This is a genomic window from Bartonella sp. TT121SHDZB, assembly GCF_042193415.1.
In the GTDB taxonomy this organism is placed as follows: Bacteria; Pseudomonadota; Alphaproteobacteria; order Rhizobiales; family Rhizobiaceae; genus Bartonella.
Genome location: NZ_JBHILR010000001.1, coordinates 283,720 through 304,747 on the forward strand (window position 1 = coordinate 283,720; position 21,028 = coordinate 304,747).

Below are 21,028 nucleotides of genomic sequence, written 5' to 3' on the forward strand. Positions count from 1 at the left end.
TTGATGAGTTTGAGTGTTCACCAACCTTTTATTTTTTCATCAGGATAGATTCCCCATAACTGAGGTTGTTGAAGCCATCCATGAACATTATTAATGGTGATTTCACACCATTGTCCATCACATTGGCGGATATTACCAATAACATTAGGCTCTACTTCTGCCACAAGTTCTGCGTTGTCGGTGGGTTTTTTTCGTAGCATCAGCCTTTTTGTTTTATCTTTTTGCCATGGAAGAGTTATAGCAGTTCGCTTTCCCGATAAAAGCGATTGATAGACCCACCCCTCATCGCCTTCTGCATCACGAATTTTGCGCCATTGATCATATTCTTGAATGATTTCAATGGGTAGACCCTTTTTTTTGTAGGTAAAAATGATAGAATAATTGCTTCCTGGTCCGACGCGTACATTAACACGGGTAGGTTTAATCGAAGCAAATCGCGGAAGTGGTAAACCACTGGGCCCTAAATTTTGATTAAATGTTTGTGCATGTAACAAATGCGGTGAACCCACAATAACTTTTGCTATTAAGATGCATAATGTGAGCATTGAAACGCGAAACCAACGAGAATTTTGCACACTTAACTCCTTTATTTTTTATATATTAGGAATTTAAAATCTAAAAGATAAGACTGGAAACTGATAAAAATTATGACATATCGCTCGTTAAAGAGATCTAAACGATGAAAAAATTATTACGAGAATAGCAAAATAAAGAAAATAAAAGTTTGAATTTCTTAGTGCTTATCTTTTTTATGAGAGAATAACTGTAAATAAAAATTGGATTGTTATATAGCTATATGCACACGTGATAAAATAGTAAAGTATATTGTGGTCGTAGCAGTTTTTGTGCAGTAGATCAGAGTTAAAGTATTGTATCTCTTTTCTGGGTTTATTTCTCGAAATAAAAATACAGGTATACATATTATGAACAAAAAATTGTTCAGTGAAGGGGTTATTGTGTAGCTTGAAAAGAAATTTTAAATGAACCAAATAATACGATGAATGAAACATTTAAGCGTAAAAATATGAGAAACATTATAGAGTAGATTGATATATGAAAGGCTAATTTTAATAGGATAGTTATTTCATAATAATCCATTTTATAAATTTTTCTATACTATAATCTTATGCCATAATAATGCTTATCCGTATGGTAGATAAGCAGGCTGTGTCATTCTACTTACCAGATCTCAATGTTATGCAGTTTTTATTATTTATAGCGTTTCTAAGAAGCATTTTTATTCTATTTGCATACGAACATCGCTTGTGATGTACAAGAAAATAATTTTTATTTGTTCAATATAAGAGAGGAATGTTGTGAAACTTTACTGTATTCAGAGTTATTACTTAATAATATGAGAAAACACTACTTATTATTATAAATAAATTATTTATAAATTTTAATATTTATTTAAATTGTAAAATATTTTTATCAAAAATGGTAATATAAGACACATTCATACATAATTAAAATACAGAGTTTTTTCTATTTATTATTAATTTTCTTGGTTTTAACTCAGTATAAAAGAAATTTGAGTGAAATATTCAGAGGAAGGTTTGCTCAATATGCTTATGAGGTGAATAACATAAGTGATGAGTAGAAGAAATTTATCAAGAAAAAACAATCTGTAATGCAGTGGTTAAAATTCTTCATCTTTTAGAGGGATAGAATTAAGCGATGTAAAAAGTTACGAAATTATTGTCATTTCGTTACATAACTGAAGGGAAAGAGGACCATCTCTTTTCTTTACACATATATAATCGTATATTGCAATAGTAATTTGTATTTTACAATCTGATCTAAGATTTTCGAAAGATGCAAAATATTTAATAGTAAAAAAGAAAATCATCACGAGATTTGTATACAAGAAAGAGCTATTTGAGAGAAGAAAATTGTAGTAAAAAGTCATAGCAAAACACTCCACCCACCTCTTTATTTTACACAGCGATAGGTCAATTTAAAGAGTCACAAAGTAATTTGTCATGCAGTGCTTGAAACACCGAAAAGTGAAGTAAAAATCACCACTTTATAAATCCAAAACACCCATTATGCTCGAATAATCCTAAACGCCATAACAAATGCTCTATGAAAAAACTCATTCGCAATATTTTATAAGCATGAAACTTCTGACAGCTTATTTAGATTACTACGTATGCGATTTCATAACGGTATATCACTTTACAGCAATAGTTCGTCCGTTGCTAACAAGACCTTCTCTTTGCGCACGCTTACGAGCAAGCTTTCGTGTACGACGAATAGCTTCAGCTTTTTCACGAGCACGCTTCTCAGATGGCTTTTCATAATAACTACGCATTTTCATTTCACGGAAGATACCTTCACGCTGCATCTTCTTCTTCAACGCACGGAGCGCTTGATCAACATTATTATCACGAACGAGTACTTGCACTATTTATCCTGCTTTTTTCAGTGTCATAAATGATAGGAAAAACCTACGTCCTTTTAAAGGCATATCTAAAAGGACAGAGACTTATATCATATAAATAAGACATTTGTCTATATTGCTTTTTAAAATTCTATCCTTTTTGTAATAAAATGCTTTTTGTAATGGATGATAGAGTTTACGGGTATAAACTTATGAAAGTCCTTGTATTTGGTCATTTTCGTCAAGATGAATTTTTTCAGCGGTAGGATAATGCGGTAAGCCAGGCATGGTCATCACATCTCCACAAATGACAACAATAAAACCGGCCCCTGCGGAGAGACGAACCTCTCGTACAGGAATTTCAAAATCAACAGGGGCACCATATTGCTTGGGATTAGAAGAAAAAGAATAAGGTGTTTTTGCCATACAAATAGGGTAGGTGCCAAAACCTTCTTTTTCCCAAGATTCAAGTTGTTTAAGAATAGAGGGTGGGATGATGGCGCCACGCCCACCGTATAGCTTTGTTATAATACAATTAATTTTTTGAACGAGTGGAATATCATCTTGATAGAGAACTTTAAAATCAGAATCGTGCTTTTCAATCAAAGTAACGAGCTCTTGCGCAAGTTCTATAGCGCCTTTCCCACCTTGTTCCCAATGCTTACAGATAATAGCTTTGTGTCCAGTTGTTGCAACTATTTTTTGTAATATTTTTATTTCAGCATCGCTATCGCTGTCAAAATGATTGATAGCTACAACACAAGGAATACCGTAGTGCTTCATATTTTTTATGTGTCGTAAAAGATTGGCTGCTCCTTTTTCTAAAGCGGTGATATTTTCTTCTGTCAGGTTATTTTTATCCAGACCACCATTCATTTTTAATGCACGAATAGTTGCGACGATCACTGTAGCATTTGGTACAATACCTGCTTGCCTACATTTAATATTGAAGAACTTTTCTGCTCCAAGATCGGCTCCAAATCCTGCTTCTGTGACAACATAATCAGCGAGTTTTAAAGCGGTTTTTGTTGCTATAACTGAGTTGCAACCATGAGCAATGTTGGCAAAAGGTCCTCCATGAACGAGAACAGGATTATTTTCAATTGTTTGTACGAGATTAGGTTGTATAGCCTCTTTGAGAAGAACGGCCATTGCTCCTTCCGCATTGAGATCAGCAACGGTGATGGGCGTTTTATCGTAACGATAAGCAACAATAACTTTTTTGAGTCGTTGTGTAAGGTTTTCTAAATTTTCAGAGAGACAAAGAAGTGCCATAATTTCTGATGCAACAGTAATATCGAAACCTGTTTGGCGTGGAAAACCATTTATTACACCCCCCAATGAAATAACAATATCGCGCAATGCACGGTCATTCATATCAAGAACGCGTTTCCAAACAATGCGACGTGGATCAATGTTTAGAGTATTTCCCCAATAAAGATGATTATCTATCATGGCGGCAAGAAGATTATGAGCAGCTGTAATAGCATGAAAATCACCAGTAAAATGTAAATTAAGGTCATCCATTGGAATGACTTGCGCATAACCACCACCAGCAGCACCACCTTTTACACCAAAACAGGGACCTAAAGACGGTTCTCTTAAGGTAGCTATTGTTTTTTTGCCAATGAGATTAAGAGCATCACTAAGTCCAACTGTTGTTGTTGTTTTACCTTCTCCGGCAGGTGTGGGATTGATAGCCGTGACAAGGATAAGTTTACCATCTGGATTTTTATTAAGCGATTTTATGTATGCAGAAGAAATTTTAGCTTTATCATGGCCATAGGGAATGAGATTTTCAGGTGAGATACCAATTTTTTGTGCAATTTCAGTAATATGTTGCTTTTTAGCAGTGCGAGCAATTTCAATATCTGTTGTAGGCATGGAAAAATTCTTTAAATTAAGTTTTCATTAACGTTTGGGATCTGTACTCTATGGATTAATGAGAAGAATCCAATAGAAAATATAAAATATCATAGAGATCGATGATGTGCTGTGCAAGAGAGAATGCTAAAGGGGTACAAGAAGATTTTTATTGTTTTTTAGAAAAAAGAATCTCTATATTTTAAGTTTCGAAAAGTTTTTAACCGGCTTGCAACATCACTCTCAACATCAGCTAATGAGGAATGTCAGGAGAAAGTTTTTTGGTATTAATTTTAAAATTTTTTACGCAGGAAAATTATAGCACTTTTTATGCTCAACTTTTTATATCTTAAGAAGATGATAGCTCTAAAAGTTTTGTTAAAGAGGATTTTGTTAAAATGGCAAAGATTCTCCAAAGGTAATCTAAGATATTTGGTTTTAAATCTTAAATCATGGTGATGAAAAAAACTTTAAAGTTATGTGTTTTTAAGCAGTTAAAAAATATCTCAAAAAAAGCTTTGATTTGCAACAAAATGCTGATGATATTTAATGGGTATCATAAGTGTTTTACGGTGGTATGTTTGAGAAGTAGTTTATTTGTTATTTCTCAATAACACACTGAAAAAGTTTTACATGGCGGTCAACCCGAATTTATTATGGAACACCTGAAGTTCTCCTTAAGATGGGGCGGACAGAAATGAAATATGGAGAAACATCCATTTATGGAAAAGATAGGAAAAAGCATATAAAAAATTATCCAATTGATTAAAGAATGTAATCCGGAAGAGCTCAAAAACAGGCGCATAGATTGAGGAAGAACGTAATAACATATGCCACTCATGCAATCGCTACGATTATTGTTAATAAAAGCGTCTTGGAGCTGAATTGAAGGCTGTATAACATCTCGTTCTATCAAAATAGCTAAAAAAACGACTCACAATAAAACGGAACAACAAACCGTAAAAAGATCTAAAGATAAGAAAAGAATAGATCTCATAAAAAGAATTCAAAGAGCCTGAATTTATAAGCAAGAGATTGAATTCATTGATAGATGGCGCACCCGAAGAGATTCGAACTCCTGACCCCCAGATTCGTAGTCTGGTGCTCTATCCAGCTGAGCTACGGGTGCATACATTTCGATTTTCTATATTGTCTAAGACAAAGGGTTCCTAATCGTTTCATTAAAAAAATGCAAGTGAAACTTGGAGAGTAATAAAAAAATCTTTCTTTTTTTATGAGATATTTTAAAAAAGGATATACTATATTATGGTTTCAGTTGGTTTTCGTATGATTAGTTTCTTGTTGTGACTGTACAAAGCAATATGAACGATAGTTAACTTGACGTTTTAGTCTATGATAGATAGTTAAGCGATAAGATATGTTTTTTACGGTGGGGGTAAGATATACACCTGCTGTTTGGTTTTTATGTAAAACGCTGATATTACAGTTGAAAATTATTTCAGATAAACATGACACAGCAAGGGTAGATGTATGGCGCTATTAAAAAAGATCTTTCCATTAGTGTTTTTAATTGTCGTTTTAACGGTTACTTATTGGGCTGGAAAACAGAATGCAGTACAATCCATTTCTATGGTGGATAAAACAAGAGTATCGTATAAAGCTTCAAAGGGAAAAATGGAAAGACCACCGACGAATGTTGTTGTTGATTTTGTTAAAGTTCAAGATTTTTGTAAACAGCTGAATGTTCTCGGAAATGGTCAAGCGTTTGCTTCGGTGGAATTAACGCCTTGGTCATCAGGTGTTGTTGATAAGCTTTTTGTGTCAGCTGGTACAAAAGTACAAGCGGGTGATGTAATTGCACAGCTTGATTCAAAAAAGGAAGAAATAGCAGCTGAAAAAGCAAAGGTACAACGTGATAATAGTGCATTAACGCTTTCGCGTATTCTTAAATTACGTTCTAGCAATACAGCAACAGAAGTTCAGGAAATCACTGCACGCTTAGAGTTAGATAACGCAAATTTAGCTTTACGTAATGCTAATTTAGAACTTGAACGGCGAACAATTCGTGCACCGATTAGCGGGGTTGTGGGTATTTTACCCATTGATGTAGGTAACGCTGTTACCCCTAATACTGTAATAGGTCGTATTGAGAATAGAGAACGTATTTTGGTTGATATATGGGTTCCTGAGCAGTATGCATCGCGTCTTCATAAAGGCGATGAAGTGATTGCAACACTAACAGCGCAGCCAGATAGAGCTTTTGTTGGCAATATTTATGCGATTGATAATGCCGTTGATTCAGTAAGCCGTACGCTTCATGTTCAAGTTGAAATTAAAAATGAAAAAGATACGCTCATGTCTGGTATGTCTTTTTCTGTTGCGCTTCAGTTTCATGATGGTTCGTTTCCCGTCGTAAATCCTCTTGCTGTTCAATGGAACAGTAAAGGATCATTTGTTTGGCGTGTAAGAGAAGGTAAAGTAGAAAGTATTCCAGCAACAATTATTCAACATAGAGCAGATCAGGTATTTATCAAAGCTTCTTTGGAAAATGATGATCAAGTTGTCATTCAAGGCGTACAAATGCTTTATCCAGGAAGTAGAGTTATTATTGATAATCCAAAAGCCCATCAACAACCGTTATCATCAGCTCATGGACAGGATATATAATGAGTCAAGAATTCAAAACGGAGCGGCCTATGACACAGACGGATCAGGGTGGTATAATCGCTGTATTTATTCGCAGGCCAGTTTTCACCTTTGTTTTGAATGCTATGATTGTGATTGCTGGGATTGCTGCATGGTTAAATGTGGATGTGCGCGAATTGCCAGATGTTGATACTCCAGTGACGACAATTATGACAACGTATACTGGGGCATCAGCAGAAACAATTGATCGTGAAGTAACGAAAACTATAGAAGATGCCATTTCTCGTGTTTCAGGTGTTAAAACGATTTCTTCAACATCTTCTTTTGGCCGTTCCCGTGTAGTGGTTAATTTTAATGTAGGTGTTGATTTGAATGTTGCAGCATCTGATATTCGTGATGCTCTCTCCCGTATTACCTATTCTTTACCGAAAGATGCGGATTCGCCTCTGATCATTAAAGCAGATTCAAATGCTGCTGCGATGATGTATTTGGTTGTGACGTCACCAACCATGAGTATTGATGATTTAACAACGGTTGTAAACGATCAAATTGTTGATGCGCTTTCTGCTGTTGATGGTGTTGGTGATGTACAGGTTGATAGTGCACGCACGAAGATTTTTCAGGTTGATGTTGATCAAGCAAAGCTTGCTAGTTATGGATTGACCGTAGCAGATATTTCGCGTGTTCTGGCTGATATGACAACAGATGTTCCAGTAGGATCATTACGCAATGCTAAACAAGCATTAATTGTACGTGCGACTGCACGTTTAACAACACCAGAAGCTTTTGAACAAATTGTCTTAAAACCTCATGTGCATCTTAGCGATGTTGCGCATGTTACTTTGTCACCTGATGTGGAAACAGTTATTCTTCGTGTCAATGGAAAGACAGGAATCGGATTGGGGATTGTGCGTAAAGCACAGTCCAACACCCTTAATATTTCTGAAGGTGTTCGGGAGGTTCTTGATCATCTTAAAAAGGTTGTTCCTCCTTCTGTGCATATGAGTATTATTAGCGATGATGCAATTTTTATTAAGGGTGCACTTCATGAGGTTGAGGTTGCATTAATTATTGCTGTTCTTAGCGTTATTTTGGTTATTTTTCTTTTTCTAAGAGACATTCGTGTAACGCTTATTCCTGCTTTATCTATCCCTGTTGCTCTAATTGGTACAATTGCTGCTGTTTATCTTGCTGGATTTTCATTAAATATTCTCACATTTTTAGGGCTTGTTTTGGCAACAGGACTCGTGGTGGATGATGCGATTGTTGTTCTTGAAAATATTGTTCGGTGGCGCAATATGGGATTCGGTGCTCTGTCAGCGGCGGTGTTAGGCACACGGGAGGTATTTTTTGCTGTTGTTGCAACAACGTTGACTTTAGTTGCTGTTTTTGTACCCATTTCTTTTCTTCCTGGACAAGTTGGAAGACTTTTTAGGGAATTTGGTTTTGTCTTGGCAATTTCTATACTGCTTTCTTCGATTGTTGCTTTAACACTTTGTCCTATGTTGGCTTCACGTTTTCTCAAGGGACATGTTGAGTGCAATGAGGAAGAGACGCATCGTTTTGCTTTTTTACATAAATTGGGTTCTTTTTTTAGCAAAGCGTACTCTTATAGTTTGCATAAATGTTTGGAAAGACCTTGGACAGTCGTCTTTGCTTCTCTTGTTTTTGCAGGTCTTTGTGTTGGGGGTTATACAAAATTACAACAGGAATTAACGCCAGCAGAAGACAGAGCTCTTATCTTTTTGGTTATTAATGGACCACAGGGCATTTCAACGCAGTATTTAAATGAGCAGATAGAGCAAATTGAAGCAAGCTTAAAACCTTTGCGTGATTCTGGAGAGATTGCTAATAGTTACTCTATCGCAGGTGTTAGCGGTTCATCTAATACCGGTTTTTTGATTTTGTTGCTTTCATCTTGGGACAAACGTTTGCGTAGTCAACAAGAAATCGTGGAAGATGTAAATACAAGAGTTAAACAGTTTCCAGCAGTTTTTGTATTTGCTGCGCAGGGAAATTCTTTAGGTGTTAGGGGAACTGGACAAGGATTACAATTTGCAATTCTTGGGAATGATTATACAAAATTACAACCCATTGCTGATAAGTTGGTTAGTGCTTTGCAAGCTGATCCGCATTTTATTCGCCCACGGCTTACTGTTGATGCAACACAACCACAATTTTTTATTGAAATTAACCGAGAAAAAGCCTCTGATTTAGGGATTGATATCACCAATTTGGGCAATACACTACAAACAATGTTAGATGGAAAGAAAATTGGTTCCATTTATGTGGATGATCATTCTTATGATGTTAAACTGACATCACGTAAGAATCCTATAAATAATCCTGGTGATTTGGAAAATATTTTTCTAAAAACCAAAGGAAACCAATACGTTCCTTTATCGGTTATTGCAAATTTGCATGAAAAAGTTATTGCGCCTCAATTAAAACGAGAAGAGCGTATGAGCGCTGTTATATTAAGTGCAAATCTTGCACCAGGTGTTGTTTTGGGGAATGCTTATCAAATTGTGCAAAAGATTGCTTCTCCTTTATTATCTGAAGGAAATTATATTGTTCCTTTGGGAGAGGCTGCGACGCTTGATGAAACATCTTCCAGTTTTATGATTATTTTTGGCATTGCCTTTGTAATTATTCTATTGGTCTTGGCTGCACAGTTTGAAAGTTTTGTTTCGGGGTTTATTATCATAGCGACCGTACCATTAGGAATTGGTTGTGCTGTAATTGCTATGCTTTTAAGTGGAGTTAGTCTTAATATTTACAGTCAAATTGGTTTAATTTTGTTGGTTGGAGTTATGGCTAAAAATGGTATTCTTATTGTTGAATTTGCAGATCAGTTACGCGATCAAGGGAAAAGCGTGCGTGAAGCTGTAGAAGAAGCGGCGAATATTCGCCTTCGTCCCGTTTGTATGACGATGATTTGTGCCATTTTAGGAGGTATCCCTTTGGTTTTAGCCAAAGGTGCTGGTGCAGAGGCACGTATAGCTTTAGGTTGGGTTATCGTTGGCGGTTTAGGGTTAGCAACTATTTTTACTCTTTATGTCACGCCGGTTGTTTATCTCTTTCTTGGACGTTTTGTGAGACCAAAATCAGAAGAAGCACTACGCTTAACAAGAGAGCTCAGCCAAGTTGAGTGATTTATCTGAGAGGAAAGATTGAATATTTTTTTTATTTTCGTTTTAAAAATGTCGTTTTCGGGTTTTATCTTTCCACCTTTTAGACCGCTTCATTATGTATGTGAACAAGCATGTACGTGAACAGAAAAAATTGATTACAATAAAAGAGATATTGGCTATTTTATTATTGTCTGTGCGGAGCTTCCATTGTCAATAAGCATGTGGGATAAGTTCATGGGAGATGGCTCATTAATTCGAAACGAAAAAGCTTTTGAGGCAGCTTTGAAAGCTTTAAGAATACATGCTACAAGGGATGGGGTCTATGACATTCGTCGACATTTCATAGAGGATGAACAGCGTTTTTCCCATTTTTCCTTAAGGCTTGATGATCTCCTTTTTGACTTTTCGAAATGTGGTGTAACATTTAAAACGTTACAACTCCTCGATGATTTAGCTGTTGCTGCAGATGTGTTAGGTCGGCGTGATGCAATGTTTTCTGGTCAAGTGATTAATACAACTGAAAAACGGTCGGTTCTTCATATTGCATTACGTTTGCCTGCTGACGAAGTTTTCATTTTAAATGGTCATGATGTTGTTCAAGATATTCAGGATGTTCTTGCTCGTATGGAACGATTTTCTGAAATGGTACGTGATGGCAGCTATAAGGGGAGCAGTGGTGAGAAGATAACCGATATTGTGAACATTGGTATTGGTGGTTCTGATCTTGGACCAACAATGGTCACATATGCTTTAAAGCCTTATCATGACGGTCCGCATTGTCATTTTGTTTCTAATGCTGACAGTGCACATATTTCTGATACTCTCGCTGTTTTAAAGCCGGCAACAACGCTGTTTGTTATTGCCTCTAAAACTTTTACAACAGCTGAAACAATTGCAAATGCTAAAGTTGCACGTCAGTGGATTTGCTCACATTTAGGAGAAGGAGCTGTTTGTACGCATTTTGTTGCTGTTTCGAGTGCGCTTGATAAAGTGGCAGAATTTGGCATAGATTCTACAAGAGTTTTTAAATTTTGGAATTGGGTTGGAGGACGTTATTCAATTTGGTCAGCCATTGGTCTTGTTGTTATGTTCGCAATAGGTGGTCAAAATTTTCGCCAATTTCTCAATGGTGCTTTACAAATGGATCAACATTTTAAAACCATGCCTTTGCATAAAAATATTCCTATTCGATTTGCTCTTTTAGGGTTTTGGCATCGTGTTATTTGTGGTTATTCATCACGCTCTATCATTCCCTACGCACAGCGTTTAATCCATTTTCCAGCTTATTTACAACAGCTTGATATGGAATCAAATGGTAAGCAAGTTACTTTAGATGGAAAACCATTAAGTTTTTCAAGTGGTCCGATTGTTTGGGGTGATTCAGGAACGAATAGCCAACATGCTTTTTTTCAGCTTCTGCATCAAGGAACAGATGTTGTTCCTGTAGAATTTATTTTATTTATAAAAGGGCATGAGAAAAATTTACATTCTATGTATGAGATGTTGCTAGCAAACTGTTTAGCACAATCAAAAGCCTTAATGAAAGGTCGTAGTATTGAAGATGCACGGCATATCTTGATAAAAAATGGAGTTGATGAACGTGAAGCAGATCATTTAGCATTTCATAGAAGCTTTAAAGGAAACCGTCCTAGCATTACGCTGGTTCAGGATTTATTAACACCTTTTACACTTGGTCGTCTCATTGCGCTTTATGAACATCGTATTTTTGTAGAAGGGATTTTAATGAATATTAATTCATTTGATCAATGGGGTGTTGAATTAGGTAAAGAATTAGCAAACGAGTTATTACCAATTCTTCGTGGAGAAAGTAAAGCGGATAATCGCGATAGTTCAACGTTAGGATTGCTAGCACATATTCAAGCAAGGCGTGCAAAATAAATATAATCTGATAGGAGGTTTAGTACTAACTAAGCAAAAGTAGAGTGAGAGAGAAATAGGAGATAGTCCTTTATTTATTATGTGCTTCCTTATTGTCTGAATTGAATTTTTGTGACAGAAAATCAAAAAAATTGCAAATTGTAAAAATGAGGATTTGTTAGCAAAAACAATAAAAAACTTTGAAAGGTCTTGAAGATTTTTTATGAGTTTCTTTAAAATCTTTTGAAAAATGGATTGGTACAAAACTTAGGTCAAAATATACAAAATCCACTGACAAGCTAAGATTAAAGACATTTTAATAATATCACTTTTGTTAAATTTTGGCGGAGAGAGAGGGATTTGAACCCCCGATAGAGTTGCCCCTATGCCGCATTTCGAGTGCGGTGCTTTCAACCACTCAGCCATCTCTCCATAATAAAGTGAAACAAAAATCGGCCTTATTTGAGTATATAAGGGGTAGATAACCTTCAATTGTTTTTGGTACAACCTTTTTTTCTTTTTTATGGGACTTTATTGACAGAGAATAGAAATTCCTTCATATATATAAAATATAAGCGTGGGGAAATCTGCGCATATTTGTGTTGAAGAAGGTTTTAACCTTCTTCAAGATCTATTACGACTGATAAAAAGCAGCCTATTTTCCCTTATTTTAAGGCAGAAATTAAATAAGAGCTGGAGTGAACGGAAGGATAAAAAATGTTCGCAGTCATTAAAACTGGTGGTAAGCAATACCGCATTGTTGCTAATCAAGTGGTAAAAGTTGAAAAAGTTAGTGGAAATGCGGGTGATGTTGTTGAATTCAATGACATATTAATGATTGGGCAAGAAGGTAATGCAGTTATTGGTACCCCTGTCGTTGCTGATGCATTGGTAACAGCTGAGATTTTAGAACAGGCACGTGGGCGCAAGGTTATCGCATTTAAGAAGCGCCGTCGTCAAAATTCTAAACGCACGCGTGGCCATCGTCAAGAATTTACGAGGCTTCGTATTTTAGAAATTTTAATGGGTGGTTCAAAACCTAAAAAAGCAGCTGTAAAACCGATAAAAGAGGAAGCAACTGTACCAAAAGAAACAAAAGCTGCTGCTGTTGAGAAGACAGCTGAAAAAAAGACTGAAAAGAAGACCGTATCGCAGAAGAAAACGGTTGTAGCATCAAAGAATAAGAAAGATTAAAGGAGAGCGTCTATGGCACATAAAAAAGCTGGGGGGTCCTCGCGTAATGGTCGCGATTCAGAATCGAAACGCTTAGGTGTTAAAAAGTTTGGTGGTGAAACCGTTATTGCTGGAAATATTATTATCCGTCAGCGTGGTACACGTTGGCATCCTGGCAACAATGTCGGCATTGGAAAAGACCATACGCTTTTTGCACTATCAAATGGAAAGGTTTCTTTTCAACGGAAAGCGGGTAACCGTTCTTATGTTTCGGTCATTCCTATGTTGGAGACAGCAGAGTAATGTGTAGCATTCTCTAGCAATCAACTAGAATTTCATTGGATTCTATAATTTCATTGAAATGTAGTTGTGGTTTTGTAAGCGTTAAAAGGGAAAGATAGAATGTTATCTTTCCCTTTTTGCATTGGTATTATAATGAATGTAGAAGGTATACGGAAAACGAAAAAGGTAGAATTGGGGAAATAACTTTTCTCAGTGAGGGAAAAGATTTGTGCGGTATTGTGTTTGTACTGAAGGTATTGATGTTATGATGGAATTTGTTGATAAATTTTTGTGTGATAATAGTGAGGAGAGTTTATTTTCTTTTTATGCATGAAGAAGCGCTTAGTAATTTCTTTATAAGAAAGGCAATTTGCTTTCGAGAAATTTAATGAAAGCATTATTTATACGATCATTTTGATAAAGATGATTTTTTATCGGCATGTAATGTGAATGAATTATCGTATTGTTCGTTAGACAGGTGAGGCTATTCGTTTAAAAGAACAGGGATAAAAAATCCACAAGATGGCAACTAAAACTACTTTGCAAATGACGTGCATTAAGGAATTTTTGATTAACCGAGAATGAAATTATATTTTAAAGGAAAATGGTGTTTAAAGATGTAAAAATAACCAACGTGCAAACAGCTATCTTCAAAAGTATTTTTTCTGATTTCATTATTATTATGCATTGTTGAAAATAAACCAGCATAAGAGATAGGCTTAAGGCAATAATTGCTTTTCATTTTTATACTTTATTTATCTCAGTTATCGAAATGTCTAGAAAATAAGATGATTTGTAGAGTTTTTCTTGATTTTAATGGTTGAGGATGGCGCGTTTTAGGGATGTGCATATTTGAAATGTGCGGAGAGCATGGTGTGTTTGCGATATTGATTGGAGCAAAGGAGTAGCTTAAAATATATCAATGTTATATATTAAGAGATTAATATCATAGGATGATCTTTACAGAATTTTAAAGATGGTAAGTTGCAGGGAGCAATTTGTAATTATGTAATGAATTTAAAAGAGGAACACTAGGTTAAATCAACTTGGAGGAATAAGTTAAAATGTTAGCTGAAGTTATGAATAATGGGGAAAGAGGCTTTCTTGTAGAAGGAATAATAACAAGTTATGTTGAAAGCTTAGGATAATGAGAGCGCTTTTAAAACATAGTTTTTCAGGTGATTGGGGCTATAAAAATCGAGGTTTTGTCTTTGTTAAAGTGAAAGAGTAAGCGTCAGATTTGCTTATGATGGTTCTAAGCAACGCGCTGGATGATAATATCCAATTGTTTTATCGGTTATATTGAGGTATTTAAGCCCCTCACTTAGCTATATTCCGTAAAATAAAAGAGAGCTTTGGTGTTGTTTATAGCTTGTATTTTGGGAAATGCAGCTTTGAAAAGGAATTTATCAGAGATATTCATGTTCGAATGTGAGGCAGCTTGAATTCATGATGGGATGTGAGAAAGTAGAAGCAATGAATGTAGACTTTATCGAGAGTGAAATCTTGTCTATAAGATCTGTACAACTTGCAGCTGCTTTTGATCATAAAAATGATGCGATCTATGCAGCTGCTGAATTGCTTGTGCAGGTTGGTGCTGTTGACAAATGTTATCTGGCAAGCATGCTTGCACGTGAAGAGATAACCAATACTTGGCTGGGAAATGGTATAGCTATTCCTCATGGCATGATTGAAAATCGTGATTTAATTATCAAGGACGCTGTTGCTGTTATACAGGTTCCTGCTGGTGTTGAGTGGCAGGATGGGAAGAAAGCACATTTGGTTATTGCCATTGCAGCGTGTCCAGATCGCTATAGAGAAATTTGCAAAAAATTGACATCTCTTTTATTTGATAAGAAACAGCTTGAAGTACTTGCAACAACTACAGACAAACAGCAAATCGTTGCAATTCTGTTTAATCAAGAGATGAAGATAGAAAGAACTTTTATTGGTGATCTTTCGGTATGTCAGGAATGGACTTTAGATTATCCAAGTGGTCTTCATGCTCGACCAGCTTCTCTTTGGGTTGATTTTGCGAAAAAGGTTCAGAATTCTATCAGAGTTCGCCATGGTCAATATGCCGTTGAAATGAAAAATTTGGTTGGTTTATTGCAATTAGGAGCAAAAAACGGTGATGTTCTGATTTTTTCTACAGATGCCGCAGAAGGAGCACAACTTCTTAAGGAGGCGATTTCTATTGTAAAAAAGGTAAGCATCAGTGAAAAATGCATGATGAGAGAAATGGAATCTCAAACAAAGACTTTTCACGGTTGGTATCCGCGCTCTATGCAAAAAGGCATTTCTGGTGTTGGAGCAAGTTCAGGATTAGCATTTGGTAAGACTTTTGTTTTAAGGCAAAATGATATTTCCATAATAGACCAGCCAATTGACTTTGCAGCTGGTGCGGCCTGTCTTGACAATGCTCTTACAAAAACAAAACATAAAATGGCATCAGTGATTTCTGATATTACAATGCGTATGGGAGCGGATTCTGCTGCGATTTTTTCTGCACAAATGGTTTTGCTTGAAGATGAAAATTTAATAACTCAAGCTTATCGTTTTATAGCAGAAGGTCACGGTGTTGCTTGGTCTTGGGATAGAACGGTTCGGCAGTTTTCGGATATGTTTTCTAAGGTAGATAATCCTTTGTTAGCAGAACGAGCTGTTAATTTAGTTGATGTTGGTCGTCGTGTTTTAGGTGAAATCAATCCATCCTATAGATCATTCTTTTTAAATGATATTCCACATGGTGTCATTCTGATTACAAATGACCTTTCTCCTTCTGATGTAGCACAACTTGATTGTACAAAAGTAAAAGGATTAGCAACAGCATGGGGAGGCCCATTATCTCATACAGCTATTTTGGCGCGTACTCTTGATATTCCGATGGTTGTTGCGGCAGGTGCTGATATTTTAGCGGTCCAGTCTGATATTCAGGCTATTATTGATGGCGATAACGGGTTCATTTACCTTGATCCTACGTTTGAAGATGTTGAAGATGCTCAAAGGCAAATTGATACTGTTGCGCAAAAACGTGTTAGTGAGATAAGTGCGTATAGATTACCAGTGCAAACAACAGATGGTCAAAGAATTCGTATCATGGCTAATATCAACTACGCAAATCAGGTTCCTATTGCGCTTGATTTGGGAGCTGAAGGTGTTGGACTCATGCGCACGGAATTTTTGTTTTTAGAGAATCCGCATATTCCGGATGAAGAGGTACAATTTGATATATATCGGGCGATGATTACAGCTGTAGGAGGTAAGCCATTAATTATTCGTGCGCTCGATATTGGTGGGGATAAACAGGTTACACATTTACATTTATCCAAAGAAGATAATCCTTTTTTAGGTGTTCGAGGAACGCGGCTTTTGTTACGTCGACGTGATCTTTTGGTTCCTCAATTACGTGCTTTGTATCGAGCAGCAAAAGAAGGCGGAGATCTATGGGTTGTGTTTCCAATGGTCATGTCTGTTTCAGAGATTGTTGCTATAAAAAAGATTGCAGAAGAAATCCGCAACGATATTGATGCACCAAAATTAAAACTTGGTATTATGATCGAAGTTCCAGCAGCAGCCATTATGGCAGATGTGTTGAGTGCCCATGTTGATTTTTTTTCAATTGGAACCAACGATTTAACACAGTATACAATGGCTGTTGATCGGCAAAATCCGTACCTTGTGTCTGAAGCTGATAGCCTTGATCCAGCAGTTTTGCGTATGATTTATCAGACTATTCAGGGAGCAGCACGACATAAGTGTTGGGTTAGTGTATGTGGTGGTATGGCTGGAGATCCTTTTGGTGCAATGATTTTAACTGGGTTAGGAATTAATGAGCTTTCTATGATATCTTGCGATATTTCTCCAGTGAAGGCGTGTTTGCAGACACATAGTTTTGAGGATATGAAAATTTTAGCGCAAAAAGCATTACAATGTGAAACTGCACGAGCTGTACGGGCTCTAAGCAATGATATAAGATGATAAAGAACATTAGGGAAAAAACTAGCTCATTCTGCAAAGTAATCAGATTTTTATTGAAATGAAATTTATTATCTGGATGAAACAATTTTAGTATTAGAGGTATAAGAAATTCATATCATTATTATTTTATTTATTATTGGGGTAATCAATGGTGATAGGCAATAGATATTTAATTATTTTACTGTGCAGAACCATGGACCATATGCTAATTTTAAGAGAAGTATTTTTTGTGAAGCAGAAAGTGCGTGAGTGAGTATGTTGTTCCCATTATCGCATTGCACATATCTATCCACGGAAAAAGTTTTTTCTTAAAAAGAAAGGATATGCTTGTTATTCAACAGATATCAGCTCTTACTTTAATAAATGAATTTGTTTTTTGAATTTTGAATGTATAGTTTAGACTTGCACGTTATTTCTTTCTGGGTATAGTGCAAACTTCTGGAGAGGTGGCCGAGTGGTTGAAGGCGCACGCCTGGAACGCGTGTATATGGGAAACCATATCGAGGGTTCGAATCCCTCTCTCTCCGCCATACAATTTTCTCCTATGTATAACATATTGATTCTTTGTAATCTTTTTAAAGGTTCGGGAGCGTTAACAAAAGTTCGGGAATAGGATTTTCCAACATACCGTTACAAAGCTCATCTTTTTCCTCCAACATTCTCTAATAATTTTTTGAATTTTTTGAAATCCACTGTTTTAAATGTGCAAAGACATTCTCTATCGGCTCCATGAGACGAGCAAAATTAAGAAACCATTTTCTAAAGAATTTCGCGCGTCTCAGAGTATGTTTAGAGTCGGATATTTGGTTTTTGTGTAAAAATACTTACAAACGCATCCATAATACGTGAAAAATCAAGCGCTAATAAGAGTATAATGAGTACAATCCATTTCGTATAACGCGACATCACTTTTACACTTTTGTAGGTCATGATGATTTCTTGAAGGATTTTTTTTCTGCTTCTGTAAGCTCTGTATCGTCTTGTGTTTTTTTTCTAGCCATGTTTCCACCCACACACGCGTTCACCTAGATTATTGTGCTTTAAGATCTCTCTTGCTAAGTTTGAACTGATGGCGTTCAGATCTTGCTTATCTAAATAAATTGGCAACCAGCCAACACAAGAAGAAGCATATTTATTTGTCGCGCAACCAGTCAGAGAGAGCAGTACGCACATCAGCATCACTTTTTTGATTAACTTCACTTTCCACCTCCAGACGTGTTGTGGCTGCTTTTAAAGCTTTTTCTGTTTGCTTTTGTTGCTCTGCTTTTTTCCCAAGAGTAAAAGCTCTTGCTAAAATCATAAAAAAAGCAGCTAAAGCCGCGCCTGTTAGCATCAGATTTCTTTTCATCCATAAGATCATAGACGATGCTCCTGAAAGCGTTTAGCAACAAAGAAAATACCAGCACATGCGGCTAAAATCATAATGGTGGCCAAAGCCCATTGGATGGGTCCATTTCCTGCTAATAAGCCTCCAAGCCCAGAAAAAGAACCAATAATCGGTGCTAATGCTTCGGCTTTGAAAACCCCCGTTGGTGCTTGCTTTTCTACTGTTTGATAATTGGAGGAAACAAAAGCCCCTTTCGCCCATAAGCCTGTTTCTGCCGCACGCCGGTGTGCTAGACCTTCAAGACGCTTACCGCCTGCTTTGGTCCATTTCTGTAGCTCGGCAGGGACAGCTTCATATTCACCTTGATTGAGCTTTTTTAACAGTGTCGAGTTACAAAAGGCTCCTGTTCCTACATTATAGCAAAAGGAGACTAACGCCGCGAATTGTTCATCCGTTAATGAAACTGTAACCGCGCGTTCAACAGCATTCTCAAATTGTCTTAAGTCTTGGCAAAGAAGTTCTTCTGCTTGCTTTTCCGTGATGGTCATGCCTTCGTAAATAAAAGGCTTTCCAGCATTGTTTGTATGTCCATAACCTATTGTCCACACACCAATGGTATCTTTGTAGGCGTTTAAACGCAAGCCTTCCCATTGTTTGATAAGTGCTAGCCCTTCTGATGATATTTTTCGCATATGCTTCTCCATAAAAAAAGCTCCGCAAAAAGCAGAGCTGGATTAAAAAATTGACATCTTTCTCATTCGGAAAGATAGCTTGGTTAAGCTTCATGTCGCTTTTTCATTGGAACAAAAGAATGTATTTGACATTGTAATGATTGTATCTTATAAGTTACAAATGTTTACAGTATACAAAACAGAGCATTTTATAAAATGGCTAGATTCTTTAAAAGATGAGATTGCGCAAGCGCATATTGTTAAACGGATAGCAAGAATAGAAACGGGATTTCTTGGAAATGTAAAATTTTTCCGTGGAATTGGAGAGTTAAAAATACATCATGGTCCTGGCTATAGAATCTATTTTGTAAAACAAGGTAAACAAATCATTTTGTTATTAAATGCGGGTGATAAATCTACGCAACAAAAAGATATCGAAAAAGCTCTTCAATTAGTAAAGGAAATGAAACATGGAAATTACTAAATTTGACACAAGTGAATATTTCAAGACACCTGAGACACAAAAGATTCTTTTAGAAGATGCTCTTGAAAGCAAAGATAGTAAGTATCTTGCCCATGCTCTTGGTATAATAGCGAAAAATCAAGGAATGAGTAAAATCGCCCAAAATACAGGGCTATCAAGAGAGTCTCTTTATCGTTCTTTAAGTGATAAAGGCGACCCACGACTTTCTACTTTTCTCAGTGTTTTGAGTGCTTTAAATTTGCAGATTAGCTTAACGCCTATCCAAAATAATTGTAAGGAACAAGCAGCTTTAGAAGAAGCATCTTGACCACCTCCCCACCTTTAAAGATGGGGAAGGGAGGTACTTAAGAAACCTTTTTAATGGGGCTATAAATCTGGTTTATAACCTATCATTATCCTCTTCATCCATATGGATAACGCCTTCACCTTCGTCGCATGCGTTTTGTGGGGCGTTTGGATCAAGGGTATCATCTTTGTCTGGTGTGGTGTTTGCAACGTTTCCAGCTGTGTCTTCTTGGGTTTCATCAAAAAGCTCGCACTCTATTTTTGTGGTGTAACCACCCGTTTTATCAAGTTTGTGCTTAACACTTTTGATGCGCCATTCTGCTGGAATATAGGGGCGGAAAGGGGGCTCTTGAACAAGCTTTGCTTCTGCTTGCACAAACGGATCACCACCGATATCACATGAGAAAGAAGATTTCCCACGAGATGATTTATTGCGATAAGCAGCAATGGCTGCAACAGCCTCTGATTGGTTATGGTAGGTGTATTTGAGTTCATGAAACGGCGGATTACCAACTTTGACTTCTTTTTTTTCACCACTGCGTAAATCATGATAGGTTGCGAGAACACCGCCTTTTTTCTCTTTGTCTTCTTCTTGCTTTTCCGATTCTTTTTCTGCTTTTTCTGATTCAGATGATGATGCTCTGTCACTGTTATCCATATGGATAAAGTTTTCATCATCATCAATCTCTTCTGGTTCTCGTGCATCAGCCGCGGCTTTTTGGTCGTCTCCCACATCTGTTTCTAAGCCATTGGCTGCACCTGCTTCATCACGCGCACTGTATTTAAAATCCCAAGAGGTGCAATGTTTTTCATGGATAACAACTATGGGGAGTGTTTCACCGGTGATGGCTTTGCCTTCACCCCGTTTGGCGAGCACCAGTTTGCCATCAACGGGCTTTGCTACCGCATCATATTCTTCTGCAAGGCGTGCAGCAAAAGCCATATCGCCTTCTTTTGTCA

At 36.7% G+C, this 21,028-nt stretch carries 13 protein-coding genes, 3 tRNA genes and 2 pseudogenes; 9 read left to right on the forward strand and 9 right to left on the reverse strand.

All coding sequences use genetic code 11. From position 1 onward, the window contains the following. Nucleotides 1–17: 17 nt before the first annotated feature. The 4 genes from ACFIKI_RS01110 to ACFIKI_RS01125 form a co-directional block, all read right to left on the reverse strand. Nucleotides 18–575 (reverse strand): SH3 domain-containing protein, encoded by a 558-nt coding sequence (locus ACFIKI_RS01110; protein WP_375665281.1) that lies wholly within the window; start codon nt 573–575, stop codon nt 18–20. A 1,598-nt stretch (nt 576–2,173) separates the two neighbouring features. Further along, a complete protein-coding gene (gene rpsU, locus ACFIKI_RS01115) occupies nt 2,174–2,407 on the reverse strand; it encodes a 30S ribosomal protein S21 (protein WP_375665282.1) in 234 nt (77 codons plus the stop codon). Nucleotides 2,408–2,593: 186 nt separating this feature from the next. Continuing rightward, nucleotides 2,594–4,267 (reverse strand): formate--tetrahydrofolate ligase, encoded by a 1,674-nt coding sequence (locus ACFIKI_RS01120; RefSeq protein ID WP_375665284.1) that lies wholly within the window; start codon nt 4,265–4,267, stop codon nt 2,594–2,596. Between the two features lie 1,031 nt (nt 4,268–5,298). Next, a tRNA-Arg gene (locus tag ACFIKI_RS01125) sits at nt 5,299–5,375 on the reverse strand. A 362-nt stretch (nt 5,376–5,737) separates the two neighbouring features. Between ACFIKI_RS01125 and ACFIKI_RS01130 the strand changes: the two genes are divergently transcribed. The 3 genes from ACFIKI_RS01130 to pgi all read left to right on the forward strand — a co-directional run bounded on the left by ACFIKI_RS01130 (nt 5,738) and on the right by pgi (nt 11,886). Continuing rightward, nucleotides 5,738–6,874, forward strand: coding sequence for an efflux RND transporter periplasmic adaptor subunit (locus ACFIKI_RS01130; RefSeq protein WP_375665285.1), 1,137 nt, complete (start codon nt 5,738–5,740; stop codon nt 6,872–6,874). Then, nucleotides 6,874–10,008: an efflux RND transporter permease subunit gene (locus tag ACFIKI_RS01135; RefSeq protein ID WP_375665287.1), complete on the forward strand. Its 3,135-nt coding sequence runs from the start codon at nt 6,874–6,876 to the stop codon at nt 10,006–10,008. The genes ACFIKI_RS01130 and ACFIKI_RS01135 overlap by 1 nt, the downstream gene beginning before the upstream one ends. 213 nt (nt 10,009–10,221) lie before the next feature. After that, nucleotides 10,222–11,886, forward strand: a complete 1,665-nt coding sequence (gene pgi / locus ACFIKI_RS01140) for a glucose-6-phosphate isomerase (RefSeq protein WP_375665289.1) — start codon at nt 10,222–10,224, stop codon at nt 11,884–11,886. Between the two features lie 321 nt (nt 11,887–12,207). On the opposite strand, the gene ACFIKI_RS01145 is transcribed toward pgi, so the two are convergent. Further along, nucleotides 12,208–12,297 (reverse strand) — tRNA-Ser (locus tag ACFIKI_RS01145). A gap of 285 nt (nt 12,298–12,582) precedes the next feature. Between ACFIKI_RS01145 and rplU the strand changes: the two genes are divergently transcribed. The 4 genes from rplU to ACFIKI_RS01165 all read left to right on the forward strand — a co-directional run bounded on the left by rplU (nt 12,583) and on the right by ACFIKI_RS01165 (nt 17,831). Then, complete coding sequence (gene rplU, locus ACFIKI_RS01150; protein ID WP_375665290.1) at nt 12,583–13,059, forward strand: 50S ribosomal protein L21; 477 nt, start codon at nt 12,583–12,585, stop codon at nt 13,057–13,059. Between the two features lie 12 nt (nt 13,060–13,071). Continuing rightward, nucleotides 13,072–13,341 (forward strand): 50S ribosomal protein L27, encoded by a 270-nt coding sequence (gene rpmA, locus ACFIKI_RS01155; protein WP_375665291.1) that lies wholly within the window; start codon nt 13,072–13,074, stop codon nt 13,339–13,341. A gap of 1,428 nt (nt 13,342–14,769) precedes the next feature. Beyond that, a complete protein-coding gene (gene ptsP / locus ACFIKI_RS01160; RefSeq protein WP_375665293.1) occupies nt 14,770–17,301 on the forward strand; it encodes a phosphoenolpyruvate--protein phosphotransferase in 2,532 nt (843 codons plus the stop codon). 440 nt (nt 17,302–17,741) lie between these two features. Beyond that, nucleotides 17,742–17,831, forward strand: a tRNA-Ser gene (locus ACFIKI_RS01165). A gap of 259 nt (nt 17,832–18,090) precedes the next feature. Here the strand turns inward: ACFIKI_RS01165 and ACFIKI_RS01170 are convergent. The 3 genes and pseudogenes from ACFIKI_RS01170 to ACFIKI_RS01180 all read right to left on the reverse strand — a co-directional run bounded on the left by ACFIKI_RS01170 (nt 18,091) and on the right by ACFIKI_RS01180 (nt 19,320). Continuing rightward, a pseudogene (locus tag ACFIKI_RS01170) lies at nt 18,091–18,302 on the reverse strand (hypothetical protein). Between the two features lie 131 nt (nt 18,303–18,433). Continuing rightward, complete coding sequence (locus ACFIKI_RS01175; RefSeq protein WP_375665295.1) at nt 18,434–18,661, reverse strand: hypothetical protein; 228 nt, start codon at nt 18,659–18,661, stop codon at nt 18,434–18,436. Continuing rightward, nucleotides 18,658–19,320, reverse strand: a complete 663-nt coding sequence (locus tag ACFIKI_RS01180) for a lysozyme (RefSeq protein ID WP_375665296.1) — start codon at nt 19,318–19,320, stop codon at nt 18,658–18,660. The genes ACFIKI_RS01175 and ACFIKI_RS01180 overlap by 4 nt, the downstream gene beginning before the upstream one ends. A 160-nt stretch (nt 19,321–19,480) precedes the next feature. Here ACFIKI_RS01180 and ACFIKI_RS01185 point away from each other — a divergent pair, with 160 nt between their 5' ends. Then, nucleotides 19,481–19,783, forward strand: a complete 303-nt coding sequence (locus ACFIKI_RS01185; RefSeq protein ID WP_212113015.1) for a type II toxin-antitoxin system RelE/ParE family toxin — start codon at nt 19,481–19,483, stop codon at nt 19,781–19,783. Beyond that, nucleotides 19,770–20,090 (forward strand): addiction module antidote protein, encoded by a 321-nt coding sequence (locus ACFIKI_RS01190; RefSeq protein ID WP_375665297.1) that lies wholly within the window; start codon nt 19,770–19,772, stop codon nt 20,088–20,090. Before ACFIKI_RS01185 ends, ACFIKI_RS01190 begins: the two co-directional genes overlap by 14 nt. Before the next feature lie 72 nt (nt 20,091–20,162). Here the strand turns inward: ACFIKI_RS01190 and ACFIKI_RS01195 are convergent. After that, a pseudogene (locus ACFIKI_RS01195) lies at nt 20,163–21,026 on the reverse strand (late control protein); the annotation flags it as partial. Nucleotides 21,027–21,028 lie beyond the last annotated feature (2 nt).

Excerpts from the sequence above, each read along its gene's own strand:
- ACFIKI_RS01120 (WP_375665284.1), bottom strand. The coding sequence starts at position 4,267 with ATGCCTACAACAGATATTGAAATTGCTCGCACTGCTAAAAAGCAACAT.
- ACFIKI_RS01130 (WP_375665285.1), top strand. The coding sequence starts at position 5,738 with ATGGCGCTATTAAAAAAGATCTTTCCATTAGTGTTTTTAATTGTCGTT.
- ACFIKI_RS01135 (WP_375665287.1), top strand. The coding sequence starts at position 6,874 with ATGAGTCAAGAATTCAAAACGGAGCGGCCTATGACACAGACGGATCAG.
- pgi (WP_375665289.1), top strand. The coding sequence starts at position 10,222 with ATGGGAGATGGCTCATTAATTCGAAACGAAAAAGCTTTTGAGGCAGCT.
- rplU (WP_375665290.1), top strand. The coding sequence starts at position 12,583 with ATGTTCGCAGTCATTAAAACTGGTGGTAAGCAATACCGCATTGTTGCT.
- rpmA (WP_375665291.1), top strand. The coding sequence starts at position 13,072 with ATGGCACATAAAAAAGCTGGGGGGTCCTCGCGTAATGGTCGCGATTCA.
- ptsP (WP_375665293.1), top strand. The coding sequence starts at position 14,770 with ATGATGGGATGTGAGAAAGTAGAAGCAATGAATGTAGACTTTATCGAG.
- ACFIKI_RS01175 (WP_375665295.1), bottom strand. The coding sequence starts at position 18,661 with ATGATCTTATGGATGAAAAGAAATCTGATGCTAACAGGCGCGGCTTTA.
- ACFIKI_RS01180 (WP_375665296.1), bottom strand. The coding sequence starts at position 19,320 with ATGCGAAAAATATCATCAGAAGGGCTAGCACTTATCAAACAATGGGAA.
- ACFIKI_RS01185 (WP_212113015.1), top strand. The coding sequence starts at position 19,481 with ATGTTTACAGTATACAAAACAGAGCATTTTATAAAATGGCTAGATTCT.
- ACFIKI_RS01190 (WP_375665297.1), top strand. The coding sequence starts at position 19,770 with ATGGAAATTACTAAATTTGACACAAGTGAATATTTCAAGACACCTGAG.